The following is a 16,136-nucleotide window of genomic DNA, read 5'->3' on the forward strand; positions in this document are numbered from 1 at the left end:
CACCACGGAGCTGCTCATGAAAAAGAAGTCCCCCGCCGCAATCCACGATACCACCCGCCGCGACTTCATCGCCAAAGCCGGTGCCGTCGCCGCCACCGCCGCCATCGCGGGCGCCCCGGCCATCCTGCGGGCGCAGACCGTCCCCATCCGCATCGGCTACTGGCCGGTGGCCGCCGGCCTGCCCTTCTATGCCGCAGTGGAAGCGGGTTACTTCAAGCAGGCCGGACTGGAAGTGCAAGCGATCAAGTTCGCCGGCGCCCAGCAAGTGATGGAAGCCATGCTGGCCGGCCGCGCCGATGGCTCGGCCAATGGTACCGGTGCCGGCAACCTGGCCATCGGCGAGATCGCGCAGCCGGGTCTATTCAAGATCTTCGCCACCAATCCCAGCAACGCCAAGTACGTGCTCGATGAATTCCTGGTGCCCAAGGACAGCACCGTCAAATCGATCGCCGAACTCAAGGGCAAGAAGGTCGCCTCCGGCCCCGGCATCCAGAACGTCACCCTGGCCAAGACGGTACTCGAACGCGCCGGTGCCACTGGCGCGACCGTAGTCGAACTGCCCATCGGCCAGCATGTCGCTTCGCTGGCCGCCGGCCAGGTCGATGCCGCCTACACGCTGGAACCGACCGGCACCGTGGGCCGCATGAACAACACCACCCGCGTGCTGGAGGCAGGGGTCATCGCCAAGTACATCCTCGGTGATCCGATGGCGCCCTGGCATGGTGGCGCCGCCGCGCTGACCACCGAATTCATCAAGAAGAATCCGGAACTCACGCGCAAGTACATCGCCGCCTATGCCCGCGGCATCGAGCTGGTGCGCAAGCAACCGGACCAGGCGCGCGCCTACCTGAAGGGCTATACCGCCATCGAGGGTTCGCTGACCAATGAAGTCCCGCTGGCGGCCTACATGCTCTACAACGAATTCAAGCCCAGCGATATCGCCTACTTCCAGAAGTTCTACGACCTGTTTGTCGAGAAGGGCGTGTTCTCCCAACGCATCGTGGTCGACAACCTGATCTACAAGGGTTGAGCGCATCATGAACGAGACCATCGCTCCTGCCGTGACCGTGGCGCCCAAGCCTTCCGCTACCTCGACCACGGCGCCGCCGGCGACCCGGCCGCGCAAGCGCGCGGCGCTGGGCCGTCTGCTGCCCCTGGTCGGTCCCGTAGCCTTGTTCGTGGTGTGGGACCTGGTGGTGCGGGCCGGCTGGATCAAGGCCATCCTGCTGCCGCCGCCGGAAGCCACTCTCATGGCCATGTTCAAGGGCCTGGCCGGGGGACCGCTGCTGCTGGATTTCAGCGTGACCGTGATCCGCACGCTGGAAGCCTTTGCCATTGCCGCCGTGCTGGGCCTGCCCATGGGCGTCCTGCTGGGCAGCAACGAGCGCGCCTATCGCAGCGTGGAATTCCTGATCGACTTCTTCCGTTCCACGCCCTCCTCGGCGCTGATCCCGCTGTTCCTGCTGATCTTCGGGGTGTCCGACATCAACAAGGTCGCCATCGCCGCCTTCGGCGCCTTCCTGATCGTGCTCTTCAACAGTGCCTATGGCGTGCTCAATGCGCGCAAGCAGCGGGTGATGGCGGCCAAGGTGATGGGGGCCTCGCGCTGGCGCATCTTTTGCGACGTGCTGATCTGGGAAAGTCTGCAGGCCAGCTTCGTGGGGCTGCGCAGCGCGGTCTCGATGGCGCTGGTGATCGTGATCGTGGCAGAGATGTTCATCGGTTCCGAGAACGGTCTGGGCCATCGCATCATCGATACCCAGCAGGTATTGAACGTACGCGAGATGTACGCCGCCATTCTGTCGGCGGGCGCGCTGGGCTATGCCCTGAACGTGGTCTTCATCGTCATTGAAAAACGCATCGTGCACTGGAGCGGAAGATGAGTGTCGTGATCAGCCCCAAAATCGACCTGCCCCCGGAAACGCCCTTCGTTCCCGGGCCGCCAGGCACCCACATCACCATTCGCGGCCTGACCAAGCACTTCGCCGGCTGGCCGCTGTATGAAAACTTCGACCTGGATATCCCCAAGCACCAGATCGTTTCCATCTTCGGCCCCAATGGCTGCGGCAAGTCCACGCTCATCAACATGATCGCCGGCCTGATTCCGATTGACGCCGGACAGATTCTGTTTGACGGCAAATCGCTGGCGCAGACCAAGATCGGCTACGTGTTCCAGAACTATCGCGATGCCATGTTCCCGTGGCTGCGCACCATCGACAACATCGCCTATCCCTTGAAGCTGGAAGGCAAGTCCAAGGCCGAGATCAGGCATCGGGTCGATGAACTGGTGGCGTCCTTCGACGTGAAGTTCGACCTGATGCGCTATCCCTACGAACTCTCGGGTGGCCAGCAGCAGACCGCTTCCATCATGCGCGCCCTGGCGCCGGGGCCGGAGGTGCTGTTCCTGGATGAACCCTTCTCGGCGCTGGACTTCGAGATGACCCTCTTCATCCGTGAAAAGCTGCAACAGGTGTTCCTGCAGACCGGCACCACCATGGTGCTGGTATCGCACGACCTGGAGGAAGCGGTCTACCTGGCTGACCAGATCCTGCTGCTGACCAAGCGCCCGACGGCGGTGGCAGACATCTTGCATTACCAGGACCCGCGGCCGCGCACGGTGGAAACGCTGTCGCAGCCGGGCTTCATCGCCGCCAAGAAGCTGTCCATGGAAATCTTCCAGCGCGAAGTGCGCAAGCCGGCGCGCATGCAGGCACCGGGTTCGCTGGCGCTGTCCTGAGTCGTACCGAATCAGTGATCCACCCCCACCATCCACGTTCTCATTGGAGCGCAACAACATGAAAAACCGCCGCGATTTTCTGAAACTGTCCGGAGCCGCCGCCCTGGGCGCTGCCTTCCCGCTGGAGCTGATGGCTGCCAGTCCCTTGACCGTGGGCTTCATCTATGTTGGCGCGCGCGATGACTTCGGCTACAACCAGTCGCATGCGCAGGCCGCGGCCATCATCAAGAAAATGCCCGGCATCAAGGTGGTCGAGGAAGAAAAAGTGCCCGAGACCGTGGCCGTGCAAAAGACCATGGAAGCCATGATCCAGCAGGATGGCGCCACCCTGCTCTTCGCCACCTCCTTCGGCTACTTCGATCCGCACGTGCTCAAGATCGCCGAGAAATATCCCAAGGTGCGCATCGCCCACTGTGGCGGCCTGTGGACCGCCGGCAAGCACCCCATGAACGTGGGCAGCTTCTTCGGCTACATCGAGGAGTGCGAATACCTCTCGGGCGTGGTGGCCGGCCACATGAGCAAGAGCAAGAAGCTGGCCTTCATCGCCGCCAAGCCGATTCCGCAGGTACTGCGCAACATCAATGCCTTTACTCTGGGGGCGCAGTCGGTCGACCCGTCCATTACCTGCCACGTCATCTTCACCGGGGACTGGTCGCTGCCGGTCAAGGAAGCCGAAGCCGCCAACAGCCTCATCGACCAGGGTTGCGATGTCATCACCTGCCACGTCGATGGCCCCAAGGTGATCGTGGAGACCGCAGAAAAGCGCGGCGTCATGACCACCGGCTATCACGCCAGCCAGGCTGCGCTGGCCCCCAAGGGCTACCTGACCGGCGCCGAGTGGAACTGGGCCACGCCCTATACCGAGATCGTCAAGGCCACGCTGGAAGGCAAGCCGATGATCAATTTCCTGCGCGGCGGCCTGAAGGACAACTTCGTCAGGATGTCGCCCTACGGTGCTGCCGTGAGCGCAGCAGCGAAGAAGAAGGCCGACGAAATCAAGGCGCAGATGCTGGCCGGCAAGTTCCAGATCTTCAAGGGCCCGATCAAGGACAACAAGGGCAATACCGTGATCCCGGCCGGCACCACGCAAGTCCAGACCGACGTCGTGCTGGAGAAGATGAATTACCTGGTGGCCGGTGTGGTCGGCCAGGTCTGATCCAAGCTGCAGGATCGCCTCATGACTTCCCTCCCCGCTCCCGGCGTGGCCGCTGCCGCCAGCCCGCCCTTGCTGCGCCTGCGTTCGGCCCTGCTCAATGGTGCCGCACCGGCCTTGCCCACACTGTGCGCACTGGCCGGTACGCTGCTTTTGTTCGTGCTGTTCCTGCTGGTGCAGGGCAAGCCGGCGGGCCAGGCCTGCCTGCTGATCTTCCAGGGTGCATTCGGCACGATGTTCGCCTGGCAGAACACCTTGCAGCGCGCCGCCCCGCTGCTGTTGACGGCGCTCTGCGTGGCCTTGCCGGCGCGCGTCGGGCTCATCGTCATCGGCGGGGAAGGCGCGCTGGCGCTGGGCGGGCTGGCAGCGGCGGTGATGCCGCAGTGGCTGCCGGTCCTGCCTTCGCTGGTGATGCTGGTGGCCATGGCGCTGGCCGCGATGCTGGCCGGTGGGCTGTGGATTGCACTGTGCGGCGGGCTGCGCCAGTGGCGCGGGGTCAACGAGACCATCTCCAGCCTGCTGCTCTCCTATCTCGCCGTGGCGATCTTCAAGCATCTGGTGGAAGGCCCGCTGCGCGACCCGGCCAGTCTCAACAAACCCTCGACCCTGCCCCTGCCGGACGCTTATCTGGTAGGCTCCCTGCCCGGACTGGACGTGCACTGGGGCCTGGCCTGGGGCGCACTGGCCTGTCTGGCGGCGTGGATTTTCCTGCGCCACAGCGTGGCCGGCTTCGCCATGGGAGTGGTCGGCGGCAATATCCGCACCGCGCGGCTGGTCGGCCTGCCGGTCAATCGGCTCATACTCACCGCGTGTGCCCTGGGGGGCGCAGCGGCGGGACTGGCGGGCATGTTCGAAGTCAGCGCCGTGCAGGGCAGCGCCACCAGTGCGCTGCTGGCCGGCTATGGGTTCTCGGGCATCCTGGTGGCCTTTGCGGCGCGCCAGAATCCGCTGGCCATCATCGTCTGCGCCATCGTCATCGGTGGCGTGGAGGCCAGCGGCAGCCTGCTGCAACGGCGCCTGGACCTGCCCGACGCCACCACTCTGGTGCTGCAGGGCCTGCTGTTCTCCAACCTGCTGGCCTGGGAAGCCATCACCGGGCGTCTGTCGGCGCTCAAGCTGCGCTGGCAGCAACAGGCGCACGCCATTCCCGCCACGGAGGCCGGCCATGTATGACATCGATCTCACCACCCTGCTGCTGGCGCTGTTCGCCGGTGCGATCCGGGTCGGTACGCCCTTTCTCTTCGTCAGCCTGGGCGAGTGCCTGACCGAAAAAGGCGGGCGCGTGAACCTGGGGCTGGAAGGCATCCTGGTCTGCGGCGCCATGACCGGTTACGCCGCCTCCTTCTACAGCGGCTCGGCCTGGCTGGGCGTGCTGGCGGCCGGCTGCGCGGGGCTGTTGCTGGGCATGCTGCATGGCGTGGTATGTTCGCTGCCGCGCGTCAACGACATCGCCTTCGGCATCGCGCTGATGCTGCTGGGTACCGGCCTGGCCTTCTTCCTCGGCAAGCCTTTCATCCAGCCGCAGGCGCCGATGCTGCCGGCCATCGATCTCGGTGCCTGGAGCAGCAATGCGCGCCTGCATCACGCCTTGCAAATCAATGCGCTGTTCTTCGTCGGCGTGCTCCTGGCCCTGGTGCTGCAATGGGGCCTGTCGGCCACGCGCTGGGGACTGGCCTTGCGGCTGGTGGGCGATCATGCCGAGACCGCCCGTGCCCTCGGTTACCGGCTCACCGCTACGCGCATTGCCGCGACCGCAGCAGGCGGCTTCCTGGCCGCCGTCGGCGGGGCCTACCTGTCGCTCTACTACCCCGGCAGCTGGAACGAGGGACTCTCCAGCGGCCAGGGCTTGATGGCCGTGGCCCTGGTGATCTTCGCGCGCTGGCAACCGTGGCGCTGCCTGCTGGCCGCACTGCTGTTCGGCGCCGCCGGTGCACTGGGGCCGGCCTTGCAGGCGGTGGGCGTGACCTCCGGCTATTACCTCTTCAACGCGGCCCCCTATGCGCTCACGCTCTTGATCATGATCATCACCTGCCGTCCCGACCGCACACTGTCGAGCGCGCCGGGCGAGTTGAGCCTGACCCGATAAATCCACGATCCCCAAGGAGAAACCATGTCCGAACGCTACATCCAGGCCGAACCCTATCCCTGGCCCTACGACGGCGCCCTGAGCCCGGCCAATACCGCGCTCATCGTCATCGACATGCAGACCGACTTCTGCGGCATCGGCGGTTACGTGGACAAGATGGGCTACGACCTCTCGCTCACGCGCGCCCCCATCGATCCGATCAAGAAAGTGCTGGCTGCCATGCGCGCCGGGGGCTACACCATCATCCACACCCGCGAAGGCCATCGGCCAGACCTCTCCGACCTGCCCGCCAACAAGCGCTGGCGCTCGCGCCAGATCGGCACCAATGGCGTGGGCATCGGTGACGCCGGTCCGTGTGGCCGCATCCTGGTGCGCGGCGAACCGGGCTGGGAAATCATTGCGGAACTGGCGCCCATCGAGGGCGAGATCATCATCGACAAACCCGGCAAGGGCTCCTTCTGCGCAACCGACCTGGAGATGATTTTGCACACGCGCGGCATCCGCAACATCGTGCTGACCGGCATCACCACCGATGTCTGTGTCCACACCACCATGCGCGAAGCCAATGACCGTGGCTTCGAGTGCGTGATGCTGGCGGACTGCTGCGGCGCGACCGACTACAACAACCATCTGGCGGCGCTGTCCATGATCAAGATGCAGGGTGGCGTGTTCGGCGCGGTCTCCGATTCGTCCGCACTGATCGATGTGATCGGGGCCTGACATGCACGCCCTGGAGCTGGAGATCATCAATGCGGGCAAATCCTTCGGCAGCTTTCGCGCGCTCGACGAGGTATCGCTGAAGATCCGCGCCGGCACCATCCATGCGCTGCTGGGCGAGAACGGTGCGGGCAAGAGCACGCTGGTCAAGGGACTGGTCGGCTATAGCCCGCTGGACCAGGGCAGCATCGTGGCCGATCGCCGCGAGGTGGAGATCCACAGTGCACGCGTGCCCAACCAGCTCGGCATTGGCATGGTCTATCAGCACTTCACGCTGGCGCCCAGTTTGACGGTGGCCGAGAACCTGCTGCTGGCGCGCGGCGACCTGCCCTGGCGCATCCGCTGGGGCAGCGAGCGCGCGGCGCTGGAAGAATTCATGGCGCGCATGCCCTTCAAGCTGGCCCCGGAACGGGTGGTCAGCAGCCTCTCCGCCGGCGAAAAGCAGAAGCTGGAAATCTTGAAGCAACTCTATCTGCGCCGCCGCTTCCTGATCCTGGACGAGCCGACCTCGGTGCTCACCCCGCAGGAAGCCGACGAGGTGCTGGGACTCATGCACGCCCTGACGCGCCAGCAGGAACTGACGGTGCTGATGATTACCCACAAGTTCCACGAAGTGAGCGCCTATGCCGACGACGTCACCGTGTTGCGCAAGGGCCGCCTGGTCGGCAGCGCCCAGGTTGCGCAGACCACGCCGGATGCACTGGCGCACTGGATGATGGGTCATGCCCGCGCCGAGCAGGCTCCGGTGGCGCGGGAGAAAGTGCCAGCGGACGCGGGCGTCGGGCTCGATGTGAAGAATCTGACCGTCAACAACGATCGCGGCGTGGCTGCCGTGCGGGCGCTGTCGCTGCAAGTGAAGCGTGGGGAAATTGTTGGCCTGGCCGGCATCTCCGGCAACGGCCAGAAGGAACTGGTGGAAGCCCTGCTGGGCCAGCGGCCTCACCTGCTGGGCGAGATCCATGTGGACGGTGCGCCCTATCGCGCCACCCGTGAGCAGATGCGACGCCTGCGGGTCTTCGCGCTGCCGGAAGAACCGCTGCGCAATGCCTGCATCGCCGGCATGAGCGTGGCCGAGAACATGGCGCTGCGTCACTTCGACGTGGCTCCCTACAAACGCGGCGGCTGGCGGGTCGACCGCAGCGCCATGCAGCGTCGGGCGCAAGCGCTGATCGCCGCCTTCAACGTCAAGCCGCCGCTGCCTGAACGGCCCATCGGCACGCTCTCCGGCGGCAACGTCCAGCGCGCCGTGCTGGCACGCGAACTGGGCGAGGAAAGCCAGGACGGTTCGGCCAACGTACTCATCGTCGCCAATCCGGTCTTCGGGCTGGATTTCGCCTCGGTGGCCGACATCCACGCGCGATTGCTGCAGGCCCGCGCACGCGGCGCAGCGGTGCTGCTGGTGAGCGAAGACCTGGATGAACTGCTGGAACTGTCCGACCGCATCCTGGTGATGACCGAGGGTCGCATCGTCCACGTGGCGCAGGACGTGGCCATCCAAGGCGCGGACCGCGCCGCCCTGGGCCGCTCGATGGCGGGCCAGGCTGAACAACCTGCTCACGCCGAGGCCGCATGATCCGTATCGACGCTTTCCCCTATCCCTATCAGTTCCACCCGCGCAGCACGGCGCTGGTGGTCATCGACATGCAGCGCGACTTCGTGGAAGAAGGCGGGTTCGGCAGTGCGCTGGGCAATGACGTGCGACCGCTGGGCGCCATTGTGCCAACCGTGGCCGCGCTGCTCGCGCTGGCGCGCCAGACGCAGATGCTGGTGGTGCACACGCGTGAATCGCACCTGCCCGATCTCTCGGACTGTCCGCGCGCCAAGCGCCTGCGCGGCAATCCCACGCTGGGCATCGGTGATGTGGGGCCGATGGGGCGCATCCTGGTGCGCGGTGAACCGGGCAACCAGATCCTGCCGCAGCTGGCCCCCATGGCCGGCGAGATCGTCATCGACAAACCCGGCAAGGGCGCCTTCTACGCCACCGACCTGCACACGCAGTTGCAGGAACGCGGCATCACCCATCTGCTGGTGGCCGGTGTGACCACCGAAGTCTGCGTGCAGACCTCCATGCGCGAAGCCAATGACCGCGGCTATGAATGCCTGGTGGTGGAAGATGCCTGCGCCAGCTATTTCCCCGAATTCCATCGCGCCACGCTGGAGATGCTGACCGCCCAGGGCGGCATCGTCGGCTGGCGCGCCCCGCTGGCGCAACTGCAAGGCGCCGTGGCTGCCTACGCCGGAGAAAATCCATGATGCAAGTGAACCTGCCCCACGTCGTGGCCGAGGTCGAGCAAGCCTTTGCCGATTACGAATACGCTTTGCTCATCAACGACATCCCGGCGCTGGACCGCTGGTTCTGGTATGACCCGCAGACCGTGCGCTACGGCGTGGGCGAAGTGCTGCTGGGCGGCGAGGCGATCCGCCAGTACCGCAAGACCTGCACCCCGGTGCCGGCCTCGCGCAAACTGCATCGCACCGTTGTCACCACGTTCGGCACCGACTATGCTACGGTCTCCACCGAATTCACCGACCATACATCGGACCGCATCGGTCGTCAGATGCAGACCTGGGTGCGCATGGAGGAAGGCTGGCGCATCGTTGCCGCCCATGTCAGCCTGATGGCATGAATCCCCTGCCCCATCGAACCGGAATGCCCGCACCATGACCGCCACCGTCGCCAACCCGCTCGCCGAACAGGTCTATCACCGGATCAAGGACGACATCTTCAGCTTCCGCCTGCTGCCGGGCGACAATTTCACCGAGACCGAGATGGCCCAGCGTCAGGGCGTCTCGCGCACGCCCTTGCGCGATGCGCTGTTCCGGCTGCAGCGCGAAGGTTATCTGGAAGTGGGCTTCCGGCGCGGCTGGAAGGTCTGCCCGATCGACTTCGACCGGCTCGACAATCTCTACGATCTGCGCATCGTGCTGGAAATGGCCGCGCTGGACAAACTCTGCAGCCAGCAGGATCCGAGCGCCGAACTGGAGCAGTTGAACGCCATCTGGCTGGCCGAACCGCAAGCGCGCCACACCGATGCCGTCAAGGTGGCCGAACTGGACGAGGCCTTCCACACCAACCTGGTGGCCGCGGCCGGCAATGTGGAAATGACGCGGGTGCATACCGAAGTCACCGAAAAGATCCGCATCGTGCGGCGCCTGGATTTCCTCAAGAAAAAGCGCATCGAAGCCACCTACGAGGAACACGGCAAGATCCTGCAACTGATCGCCAAGCGCCGCGCCACCGAAGCGCAGATCCTGCTGCGCGCCCACATCACGCAGAGCAAGCTGGAGGTCAGAAAGATCACCATCTGGATGCTGGCCGAGGCACGCCAACTCCAGGAGCCGGAAGCGGCGCTGGCCCGCTGACAGCGCCTGGAACAATCCTTCACATGAAAGATTGCCAACTTTTCCCGCCGGAAAGATGAAAAACTGCGCTCGATCGCGGCATCTGCCCGCTTGGTCGGCGCCGAGCCGCCACCAAATCAAGGAAAGCCGCCGAAACCATTTATAATGGAAGGCTTTTGTAACAGCGCATCTTTCCAGCGGCTCAATGAAGGTATTTCGCGGACTTCCCACAGCCGAATCGCGCGCCCCGTGCGCGCTGACCATCGGCAATTTCGACGGCGTGCATCTGGGCCACCAGGCCCTTTTGGCGCGCGTGCGCGAGGCCGCCGCCAAGCTGGGGCTGGACGCGGCGGTGATGACCTTCGAACCGCATCCACGCGAATTCTTCGCCCAGCTGGCCGGCACCCCCGAACGCGCTCCGGCGCGCATCGCCAACCTGCGTGACAAGCTCGAAGCCCTGGCCAACTCCGGCATCGACCGGGTGGTGGTGGAGCATTTCGGCAGCCATTTCGCCGCCCTTTCCCCCCAGGATTTCATCGAGAAGATCCTGGTCCAGGGCCTGCACGTGCGCTGGCTGATGGTCGGTGACGACTTCTGCTTCGGCGCCCGCCGCGCCGGCACGCTCGACACCCTGATCGCGGCCGGCAAGCAGTATGGCTTCGAGGTGCACGCCCTGCCCACGGTGACCAATGCCGGTGTACGCATCTCCTCTTCGGCCGTGCGCGCGGCGCTGGCCGAGGGCGATTTCACCCTGTCGCAGCAGTTGCTGGGCCATCCCTACGCCATCAGCGGCCGGGTCGTGCATGGCAAGAAGCTGGGCCGCACCATCGGTTTCCCGACGCTGAACATGCGCGTGGGCCACAAGCGTCCGGCGCTCTCGGGCATCTTCGTGGTGCAGGTGCATGGACTGGCCGAGCAGCCGCTGCCGGCGGTGGCCAGCCTGGGCGTGCGTCCGACCGTGGACGACAGTGGCCGGGTGCTGCTGGAAACCCATCTGCTGGACTTCCAGGGCGATTGCTATGGCAAGCTGGTGCGGGTGGAGTTCCTCAAGAAGCTGCGCGACGAGGAAAAGTACGTCGACCTGCCCACGCTGACCACGGCCATCGCCCGTGACGTGGACAATGCCCGCGCCTGGTTCCGTGAACATGCCGGCTTGGCCGTCTCGGCCACCGACCGAATTTGATCGCTGGGCGGTTGCCGGAGCCCCGCTTCGGCCACCGTCCAGCCGCCCCATCCAGCATTTCGCCAGCGCGCATCTTGGCGCGCGCGGCTCCTGAATCAACCTGCATTCAACGAAAGTCCTGTCATGTCCAATAACGAATCCTCCGCCAAACCCGGCAAACCGGAAAAAGCCGGCAAGGCCCCCTCCAAGTACCCGGTCAACATGACCGAAACCGGCTTTCCCATGCGCGGCGACCTCGCCAAGCGCGAGCCGCAATGGGTCAAGGAATGGCAGGAGAAGAAGGTCTACGAGCGCATCCGCAAGGCCTCGGCCGGCCGCCCGAAGTTCATCCTGCACGACGGCCCCCCGTATGCCAACGGCGACATCCACATCGGCCACGCCGTCAACAAGATCTTGAAGGACATGATCGTCAAGGCCCGCAACATGGCCGGTTTCGACGCGCAATACGTGCCGGGCTGGGATTGCCACGGCATGCCCATCGAGATCCAGATCGAAAAGCAGTTCGGCAAGAACCTGCCGGTGGCCGAGGTGCAGGCCAAGGCGCGCGCCTACGCCGGCGAGCAGATCGAGCGCCAGAAGGCCGACTTCATCCGCCTGGGTGTGCTGGGTGAATGGGACAACCCCTACAAGACCATGAACTTCTCCAACGAAGCCGACGAGCTGCGCGCCCTCGGCAAGATCCTGGAGAAGGGTTACGTCTATCGCGGCTTGAAGCCCGTGAACTGGTGCTTCGACTGCGGTTCGGCCCTGGCCGAGGCCGAGGTGGAATACCAGGACAAGCGCGATCCGGCCATCGACGTCGGCTTCCCGTTTGCCGAACACGACAAGGTGGCTACCGCCTTCGGCCTGACCGAGCTGCCGACCCGCAACGGCTACATCGTCATCTGGACCACCACGCCCTGGACCATCCCGGCCAACCAGGCGCTGAACGTGCATCCGGAATTCGAATACGCGCTGGTGCAGACCACCCGCAACGGTGAAGCCACCCTGCTGATCCTGGCCAAGGACCTGGTCGAATCCTGCCTGCAGCGTTTCGGCCTGGAAGGCCAGATCATCGCCACCACCACCGGCGAGAAACTCTCGCTGATCCGCTTCCACCATCCGCTGGCCAAGGCCGATGCCGGCTACGATCGTCTCTCGCCGGTCTTCCTGGGCGACTACGTGACGGCTGACAGCGGCACCGGCATCGTGCACTCCTCGCCGGCCTACGGTATCGAGGACTTCGTCTCCTGCAAGGCGCACGGGATGAAGGATGACGACATCCTCAACCCGGTCATGGGCGATGGCCGCTATGCCTCCTGGCTGCCGCTGTTTGCCGGCCTGACCATCTGGGAAGCCTCCAAGCCCATCTGCGGCAAGCTCGATGAAGTGGGTTCGCTGTTCAAGCTGGTCATGTTCGACCACAGCTACATGCACTGCTGGCGCCACAAGACTCCCATCATCTATCGCGCCACCTCGCAATGGTTCGCCAGCATGGACAACACGCCCAAGGATGGCGGCCCCAGCCTGCGCCAGACCGCGCTGCAAGGCATCGAGGACACCGCTTTCTTCCCCGGCTGGGGCAAGGCGCGCCTGCATGGCATGATCGCCAACCGTCCGGACTGGACGCTGTCGCGTCAGCGCCAGTGGGGCGTGCCGATGGCCTTCTTCGTGCACAAGGAAACGGGTGAACTGCATCCGCGTACACCGGAGCTGATCGAACAGGTCGCCCAGCGCATCGAGAAGAGCGGCATCGAAGCCTGGCAGGCACTGGACCCCAAGGAATTGCTGGGTGAAGACGCCGAGCACTACCTCAAGAACCGCGACACGCTGGACGTCTGGTTCGATTCCGGCACCACCCACCAGACCGTGCTGCGCGGCTCGCACGCACAGCAGTCGCAGTTCCCGGCCGACCTCTACCTGGAAGGTTCGGACCAGCATCGTGGCTGGTTCCACTCGTCACTGCTGACTTCCTCGATGTTGAATGGCCGCGCGCCCTACAAGGCCCTGCTCACGCACGGCTTCGTGGTCGATGGCGAAGGCAAGAAGATGTCCAAGTCCAAGGGCAACGTGGTGGCCCCGCAGAAGGTCTCGGACTCGCTGGGCGCGGAAATCCTGCGCCTGTGGGTAGCCTCGACCGATTACTCGGGCGAGCTGTCGATCTCGGACGAAATCTTGAAACGCGTGGTGGAAGCCTACCGTCGCATCCGCAACACCCTGCGCTTCCTGCTGGCCAACACTGCCGACTTCGATCCGGCGCAACACGCCGTGCCGGTGGCGGAGATGCTGGAAATCGACCGCTATGCCATCGCCAACATGGCACGCCTGCAAGCGGAGGTGCTGGCGCACTTCGAGACCTACGAATTCCACCCGGTGGTGGCCAAGCTGCAGATGTACTGCTCGGAAGACCTGGGCGGCTTCTACCTGGACATCCTCAAGGACCGCCTCTACACCAGCGGCGTGGAGTCGGCCGCACGACGCTCGGCCCAGACCGCGGTGTGGCACATCACGCAGTCGCTCCTGCGCCTGATGGCACCGATCCTGTCCTTCACGGCCGAAGAAGCCTGGCGCTTCTTCGCCGGCAAGGAGGCCTTCGAGGCCAGCGGCGAAACCATCTTCTCGCAGGTCTACTACGCCCTGCCGGAAGTGGCAGATAGTGCGGCCCTGCTGTCCAAGTTCGCGGTGCTGCATGAAGTGCGCGCAGCCGTCACCAAGCAGCTGGAAGAAGTGCGTATCGCCGGCAGCATCGGTTCTTCCCTGCAAGCCGAGGTGGAACTGAAGGTCGCCGGCGAGAAGGCGGCCCTGCTGGAAAGCCTGGGCGATGATCTCAAGTTCGTGCTCATCACCTCGGCTGCCCGCGTCACCCCGGTAGCGACGGTGGAAGAGGAAGCCGTAGTGGTCACGCCCTCGACGCATCAGAAATGTGAGCGTTGCTGGCACTATCGCGCCGATGTCGGGTCTCATGCCGATCATCCGGGCCTGTGCGGTCGCTGCTACAGCAACCTGTTCGGCCAGGGCGAACAGCGCCGCTTCGCCTGATCCGGGCGGGACGGCCTTGCTAGCGGCCCGCTGCCTTCTGCGGCGGCGGGCCGCCCACTCCAACAAGAACATCCATGGCAACCAAAAAGCGCTCCTCCTCTTCCGGTTCTTCGTCCACCCTCCAAGGGCTGCTGCCCTGGCTGGGCATCGCCACCATCGTGCTGCTGCTGGATCAGCTCACCAAGATCACCATCCTGAAACTGTTCCACTATGGCGAATCACTGCCGGTGACCGGTTTCTTCAATCTGGTGCTGGTCTACAACAAGGGCGCGGCCTTCAGCTTCCTGGCCGCCAGCGGTGGCTGGCAGCGTTATCTGTTCACCGCCATCGGCATTGGCGCGGCGGTGTTCATCATCCACCTGCTGCGCAAGCATCCCGGTCAGCGCATGTTCTGCTGGGCGCTGGCGCTGATCCTGGGCGGTGCCATCGGCAACGTGCTTGACCGCGTGGTCTATGGACACGTGATCGACTTCCTCGACGTCTACGTCGGCAACTGGCACTGGCCGGCCTTCAACATCGCCGATAGTGCGATCTGCGTGGGTGCGGTATTGTTCGTCGTGGACGAACTGCGCCGCGTCTCCAAAAAGTAGGCAAGTCCGCCCGTTCGCACGTCTGAACACGCCTGCGGTACGCCGCATTCCGGGAGCAAACAATGGATCTGGCTGGCAAGAAAATCGTACTGGGCCTCACCGGCGGCGTGGCCTGCTACAAGTCCGCCATGCTGGCGCGCGAACTGGGTCGCGCCGGCGCCGCCGTGCACGTGGTCATGACCGAGGCGGCCACGCACTTCATGACCGCCGTCACCATGCAGGCCCTGACCGGCAACCCGGTCTACACCGACCAGTGGGATGCGCGCATGGACAACAACATGCCGCACATCAATCTCACGCGCGACGCCGATGCGGTGGTGATCGTGCCCTGCTCCACCGATTTCATCGCCAAGCTGGCCCACGGGGATTGCGACGACCTGCTCTCCACCCTGTGCGTGGCCCGTCCGGCCCGGGTGCCGCTGATGGTGGCCCCGGCCATGAATGTGGAAATGTGGCAGAACCCGGCCACCCAGCGCAATGTGCGTCAGATCCGCGAGGACGGCATCCTCCTGCTGGGGCCGGACGCCGGTGCGCAAGCCTGTGGTGAGGTCGGCGAAGGCCGCATGCTGGAGCCGGCGCAACTGCTGGAAGAGATCGTCGCCGCCTTCCAGCCCAAGGTGCTGGCCGGTCGCCGCGTGCTGCTGACGGCCGGGCCGACGTTCGAGCCGATCGACCCCGTGCGCGGCATCACCAATCTGTCCTCCGGCAAGATGGGTTATGCCATCGCCCGCGCCGCCCGCGAAGCCGGGGCCGATGTCACCCTGGTGTCGGGCCCGACGGCGCTGCAGACGCCTTTTGGGGTGCACCGGGTGGACGTGCAGACGGCGCGGCAGATGTATGAGGCGGTTTTGGGCAATGTGAAGGAAAAAGACTTGTTCGTGGCGGTTGCGGCCGTCGCTGACTGGCGCGTGGCCAATGCCAGCGACCAGAAACTGAAGAAACAGGACGAAAACGATACGCCGCAGCTGGAGTTCGTCCAGAATCCTGACATCCTGGCCAGTGTGGCCGCCCTGCCCCAGCGCCCGTATTGCGTCGGTTTTGCCGCCGAGTCGGAGAATCTGGAGCAATATGGCGCGGCCAAGCGGATTCGCAAGAACATTCCGCTCTTGGTCGGCAACATCGGTCACCAGACCTTTGGCCGGGATGACAATGCTCTCATGCTGTTCGACGCCCAGGGCCACAGCGCCCTGCCGCGTGCGGACAAGCAGACCCTGGCCCGCCAGCTGGTGCGCGAGATTGCGCGCCGCATGGCGGCCTGACGGTGCACGGCCCGCGTCTTGCGGGCCGTGTCTTTTGTACGCTTTTGTTTT

The 16,136-nt window shown here is 64.8% G+C and carries 15 protein-coding genes; all 15 read left to right on the top strand.

Features of this window, described 5'->3' with window-relative positions:
• The first annotated feature begins 16 nt into the window (after nucleotides 1-16).
• The gene (locus ACODSZ_RS00970) at nucleotides 17-1,030 is read left to right on the top strand and encodes an ABC transporter substrate-binding protein (RefSeq protein WP_241821038.1); all 1,014 of its coding nucleotides are present in this window, start codon (nucleotides 17-19) and stop codon (nucleotides 1,028-1,030) included.
• Nucleotides 1,031-1,037: 7 nt separating this feature from the next.
• Nucleotides 1,038-1,883, top strand: coding sequence for an ABC transporter permease (locus tag ACODSZ_RS00975; protein ID WP_008326908.1), 846 nt, complete (start codon nucleotides 1,038-1,040; stop codon nucleotides 1,881-1,883).
• The gene (locus ACODSZ_RS00980; protein WP_034350020.1) at nucleotides 1,880-2,737 is read left to right on the top strand and encodes an ABC transporter ATP-binding protein; all 858 of its coding nucleotides are present in this window, start codon (nucleotides 1,880-1,882) and stop codon (nucleotides 2,735-2,737) included. The genes ACODSZ_RS00975 and ACODSZ_RS00980 overlap by 4 nt, the downstream gene beginning before the upstream one ends.
• 58 nt (nucleotides 2,738-2,795) lie before the next feature.
• The gene (locus tag ACODSZ_RS00985; RefSeq protein ID WP_034350017.1) at nucleotides 2,796-3,893 is read left to right on the top strand and encodes a BMP family ABC transporter substrate-binding protein; all 1,098 of its coding nucleotides are present in this window, start codon (nucleotides 2,796-2,798) and stop codon (nucleotides 3,891-3,893) included.
• Nucleotides 3,894-3,914: 21 nt separating this feature from the next.
• On the top strand, nucleotides 3,915-5,063 hold the full coding sequence (locus tag ACODSZ_RS00990; RefSeq protein WP_175343119.1) for an ABC transporter permease: 1,149 nt from the start codon (nucleotides 3,915-3,917) through the stop codon (nucleotides 5,061-5,063).
• Nucleotides 5,056-5,976, top strand: a complete 921-nt coding sequence (locus ACODSZ_RS00995) for an ABC transporter permease (protein ID WP_008326900.1) — start codon at nucleotides 5,056-5,058, stop codon at nucleotides 5,974-5,976. The genes ACODSZ_RS00990 and ACODSZ_RS00995 overlap by 8 nt, the downstream gene beginning before the upstream one ends.
• 24 nt (nucleotides 5,977-6,000) lie before the next feature.
• A complete protein-coding gene (gene biuH, locus ACODSZ_RS01000; RefSeq protein ID WP_488926847.1) occupies nucleotides 6,001-6,696 on the top strand; it encodes a biuret amidohydrolase in 696 nt (231 codons plus the stop codon).
• 1 nt (nucleotide 6,697) lies between these two features.
• On the top strand, nucleotides 6,698-8,266 hold the full coding sequence (locus ACODSZ_RS01005) for an ABC transporter ATP-binding protein (RefSeq protein WP_488926848.1): 1,569 nt from the start codon (nucleotides 6,698-6,700) through the stop codon (nucleotides 8,264-8,266).
• Entirely contained in the window at nucleotides 8,263-8,946 is a 684-nt protein-coding gene (locus ACODSZ_RS01010) for a cysteine hydrolase family protein (protein ID WP_008326894.1), read from the top strand. Before ACODSZ_RS01005 ends, ACODSZ_RS01010 begins: the two co-directional genes overlap by 4 nt.
• Nucleotides 8,943-9,320, top strand: coding sequence for an oxalurate catabolism protein HpxZ (gene hpxZ / locus ACODSZ_RS01015; RefSeq protein ID WP_488926849.1), 378 nt, complete (start codon nucleotides 8,943-8,945; stop codon nucleotides 9,318-9,320). The genes ACODSZ_RS01010 and hpxZ overlap by 4 nt, the downstream gene beginning before the upstream one ends.
• A 34-nt stretch (nucleotides 9,321-9,354) precedes the next feature.
• On the top strand, nucleotides 9,355-10,056 hold the full coding sequence (locus tag ACODSZ_RS01020) for a GntR family transcriptional regulator (protein WP_008326886.1): 702 nt from the start codon (nucleotides 9,355-9,357) through the stop codon (nucleotides 10,054-10,056).
• A gap of 184 nt (nucleotides 10,057-10,240) precedes the next feature.
• Entirely contained in the window at nucleotides 10,241-11,218 is a 978-nt protein-coding gene (locus ACODSZ_RS01025; RefSeq protein WP_488926850.1) for a bifunctional riboflavin kinase/FAD synthetase, read from the top strand.
• 123 nt (nucleotides 11,219-11,341) lie between these two features.
• Nucleotides 11,342-14,236 (top strand): isoleucine--tRNA ligase, encoded by a 2,895-nt coding sequence (ileS, locus tag ACODSZ_RS01030; protein ID WP_175343124.1) that lies wholly within the window; start codon nucleotides 11,342-11,344, stop codon nucleotides 14,234-14,236.
• Between the two features lie 74 nt (nucleotides 14,237-14,310).
• On the top strand, nucleotides 14,311-14,826 hold the full coding sequence (lspA, locus tag ACODSZ_RS01035) for a signal peptidase II (protein WP_008326883.1): 516 nt from the start codon (nucleotides 14,311-14,313) through the stop codon (nucleotides 14,824-14,826).
• A gap of 62 nt (nucleotides 14,827-14,888) precedes the next feature.
• Entirely contained in the window at nucleotides 14,889-16,085 is a 1,197-nt protein-coding gene (gene coaBC / locus ACODSZ_RS01040; protein WP_488926851.1) for a bifunctional phosphopantothenoylcysteine decarboxylase/phosphopantothenate--cysteine ligase CoaBC, read from the top strand.
• Nucleotides 16,086-16,136: the final 51 nt, after the last annotated feature.

This window comes from Herbaspirillum sp. FG34 (genome assembly GCF_057809315.1).